This window comes from Protofrankia sp. Cj5, assembly GCF_917627405.1.
Taxonomy (GTDB): domain Bacteria; phylum Actinomycetota; class Actinomycetes; order Frankiales; family Frankiaceae; genus Protofrankia.
Genome location: NZ_CAKJTO010000209.1, coordinates 1 through 3,272, shown reverse-complemented (window position 1 = coordinate 3,272; position 3,272 = coordinate 1). Strand labels below are relative to the sequence as shown.

2 protein-coding genes and 1 pseudogene are annotated in these 3,272 nt (G+C 66.6%); all 3 read left to right on the top strand.

Annotated features, from left to right (window positions below):
* On the top strand, positions 1-767 hold a 767-nt coding region (gene pstA, locus MJ777_RS22625), incomplete at its 5' end, for a phosphate ABC transporter permease PstA (RefSeq protein ID WP_239377738.1).
* A gap of 2 nt (positions 768-769) precedes the next feature.
* On the top strand, positions 770-2,518 hold the full coding sequence (locus MJ777_RS22620; protein ID WP_239377737.1) for a phosphate ABC transporter substrate-binding protein PstS: 1,749 nt from the start codon (positions 770-772) through the stop codon (positions 2,516-2,518).
* Positions 2,519-2,752: 234 nt separating this feature from the next.
* Positions 2,753-3,272, top strand: a pseudogene (locus MJ777_RS22615) (hypothetical protein); the annotation flags it as partial.

Below are 3,272 nucleotides of genomic sequence, written 5' to 3'. Positions count from 1 at the left end.
CCCTGCACCTCAACTTCTTCACGCGAACAATGTCGGTGACAGCCCCGTCCGACCCACTGACCTCGGGCGGGGCACTCCATGCCATTGTGGGCACGCTATTGCAGGTCGGTGTCGCGGTATTCATCTCAGTGCCGCTCGGTATCACCACCGCGTTGTTCCTCAATGAGATACGCGGCCCTCTCGCCCGGCCGGTACGCACGATCGTCGACACGATGAGCGCGATTCCGTCGGTGGTCGCGGGCCTGTTCATCTTCGCGACCGTCGTGCTGGCGCTCGGCACGAACCGGTGCGGGTTCGCCGCCTCCCTTGCCATCACCATCATGATGATGCCGATCATTACCCGGACAGCGGAAGTGGTATTCCGGATCGTCCCCGGTGGGCTGCGGGAGGCCTCCTTCGCACTCGGCGCGAGCCAGTGGAAGACCGTGTGGCATGTTGTGCTGCCCACCGCCCGCCCAGGCCTGCTGACAGCGGTCATTCTCGGGGTTGCGCGCGGCGTTGGTGAGACTGCGCCGGTGCTGCTCACGGCGGGTTTCACCAATGACCTCAACGCCGACCCCGCCCACGGCGCGATGCTCTCCCTGCCCCTCTACGTCCTCAACTACGTCAAGTTCCCCCAGCCCGAGTCGGTCGCGCGGGCCTATGGCGCGGCGCTGACGCTTCTCGCGCTCGTACTCACGCTGTTCGTCATCGCCCGCGTTGTCGGAGGCCGTGGCCCCGGACAGCTCTCACGCCGGCAGAAGCGCCGCTCCGCGGAGGTGTCCTGATGATGCCCAATGTCTCCCCGGGAGATGCCCGCTCAGGAAACACGCCCGCACGAGGCAGGCCGCCGGGCACGAGGAGGCGCCGGCTGGTCGCCCGATTCGTCGCGATCATGCTGATCGTGGCCGCGGCCGGCGGGGCCGGGATCGGGGCGACGCCGCCCGCCAGCGCCGACGCCCCCTATGCGGCCGTGGCCGGATCCGGCTCCACCTGGAGTGAGATCATGATCAGCCAGTGGGTTCGCGACGTCCGCAAGAACGGCCTTCCGGTCAACTACACCGGTAACGGTTCTTCATCGGGACGGTCGGATTACTGGAACGGTCTCAACGACTTCGCGGTGTCCGAGATCCCGTTCCAGCCGCGGATCCCGGGCAGCAACGACACTGATGAGCTGCCGCTCGCGGCCAGGCGGCCGTATGCCTATCTGCCCATCGTCGCGGGTGGGACGTCGTTCATGTATCACCTGACCGTCGCCGGGAAACAGGTCACGAATCTCCGGCTGTCGGGCGAGACCCTTACCAAGATTTTTACCGGGGTCGTCACCAACTGGTCGGATGCCGCGATCACCAGGGACAACGGTCGGCAGCTGCCGGACAAGGCCATCACACCGGTCCTTCGCTCGGATGGTTCGGGTACGTCCGCCCAGTTCACGCTCTACATGTCGAAGCAGTACCCCGGGCTCTGGGCGGACTTCTGCGGCAGGTACGCGGGTTTCACCGGCAACTGCGGGCTGCAGTCGTTCTACCCGACATTTCCCGGGGCGAAGGGCCAGGCCCTGTCAAGCGGCGTCGCCAACTATGTCGCCGCTCCGTACGGCGAGGGCTCCATCACCTACGTCGAGTACTCCTACGCCCAGCGTTCGGGATTCCCGGTCGCAAGCATCCTGAATGCCGGTGGCTATTACGTCCAGCCAACCGCGGGAGATGTGGCGGTGGCTCTCACGCAGGCGAAAATCAACACCGACCTCACCCAGAACCTTGACGGCGTCTACGCCTACAACGACCCTCGTGCCTACCCCATCTCGAGCTACAGCTACATGATTGTTCCGGTCGAGGCGGTGGGGCGGTTCACGCCCGACAAGGGGCGGACCCTGTCGACCTTCATGAGCTACTTTCTGTGCGCCGGTCAGCAGAAGGCGGAGAACCTCGGGTTCTCGCCCCTGCCGGTCAACCTCGTGCAGGCCGGTTTCGACCAGCTGAGCCGCATACCGGGGCACGTTGCGCCGCCTGCCCTGGCCAGCTGCAACAATCCCGCGCTGCAGGTGCTGAACACCGCGCCAGCGCCCCCCGCCTGCGCGAAGGCCGGCGCGGCGGCGTGCGCCACGACAACGGCCAGCACGTCCAGCGGCGCTGGTGGCGGCACCGGTTCCGGTAGCGCTTCCGGCGGCGCTGCCAGCGGCAGTGGTTCGGGCGGCACGGCCGGCGATACCTCCGGCGGCGCCGGGACGGGTGTTACCGGGACGGGCGGGGAGGCATCGAACGGTACCGGCTCGGCGGGCACGGGCACAGGCACAGGCACAGGCACGACGATCGACCCGGAGACCGGACAGCTTGTCGGCGCGGCCAGCGGCAACGGCTCAGGTGGACCCGGCGGGAGCGACATCTCCGCCGCCCCGGTATCGGTGTCAAGCCTGCGCCAGGGCGGTCACCAGGCGAACATTCTTTTTGTGCTCGCCGGCCTCACCGTGTTGGCCGCCTTCTTTGTCCCACCGTTGTTGAGCGCACAGCTGAGCCGCCGCCCGCCGCCACCTGAATGAGCGCTACCCGGCCCCCGAGAATTCATTTTCTTCGCCGTCGTAAAATGTCGAGCCCAGCCGTGAACGCATATTCACGGGTGTTTGCTGAATGGTTACCCGATAGCTGCCCGGTAAATCCCCCGGATGGCTGGCAGTGTTCATCAGAAGCATGGAAACGTCACACCGGAGCCACCTGACGGCTCGGCGGTGGTTGCGTGCCGCCAGGTGAAAACCGTTCCCGACGAGGAGTGGAACATGAATATTCCGAAGAAGGCGGCCCGCGTGGTCGCCGTAACGGCCACGGCGCTGGCCGTGGGCGCCATGGGCGGACCTGCCCTGGCCGACCCGCCAGCGAACGTCACCCCGGCGGCCGGCGACATCGTCGGCGTGGGTTCGGACACCACGCAGAACATCCTGAACGACTACTCGACGTCGTACAACGCGACGAACCCGTCGAAGAAGCTCTACAGCTGGAACGCGACCGGCACAACCCCCATCACCGCGAAGGCTGGCTGTGCGAACTATGCCCGGCCGAACGGCTCGAGCGCGGGTGTCACAGCCCTGAACAACGACCCGGCCGCATACAACGCGCCCGGCGTGTGCGTCGACTTCGCGCGTTCCTCGCGTTACCCGGACGCGACGAAGCCCTCGGACGTCGACAAGACCTTCATCGCGTACGCCAAGGACGTGGTGACCTGGGCCGCGAAGCCGGTCTCGCCCAAGCTGACGCCGAAGACCGTCAGCACCAGCCAGCTGAAGAGCATCTACCTGTGCA

Coding starts and splice junctions, on each gene's coding strand:
- MJ777_RS22620 (WP_239377737.1), top strand. CDS start 770: ATGCCCAATGTCTCCCCGGGAGATGCCCGCTCAGGAAACACGCCCGCA.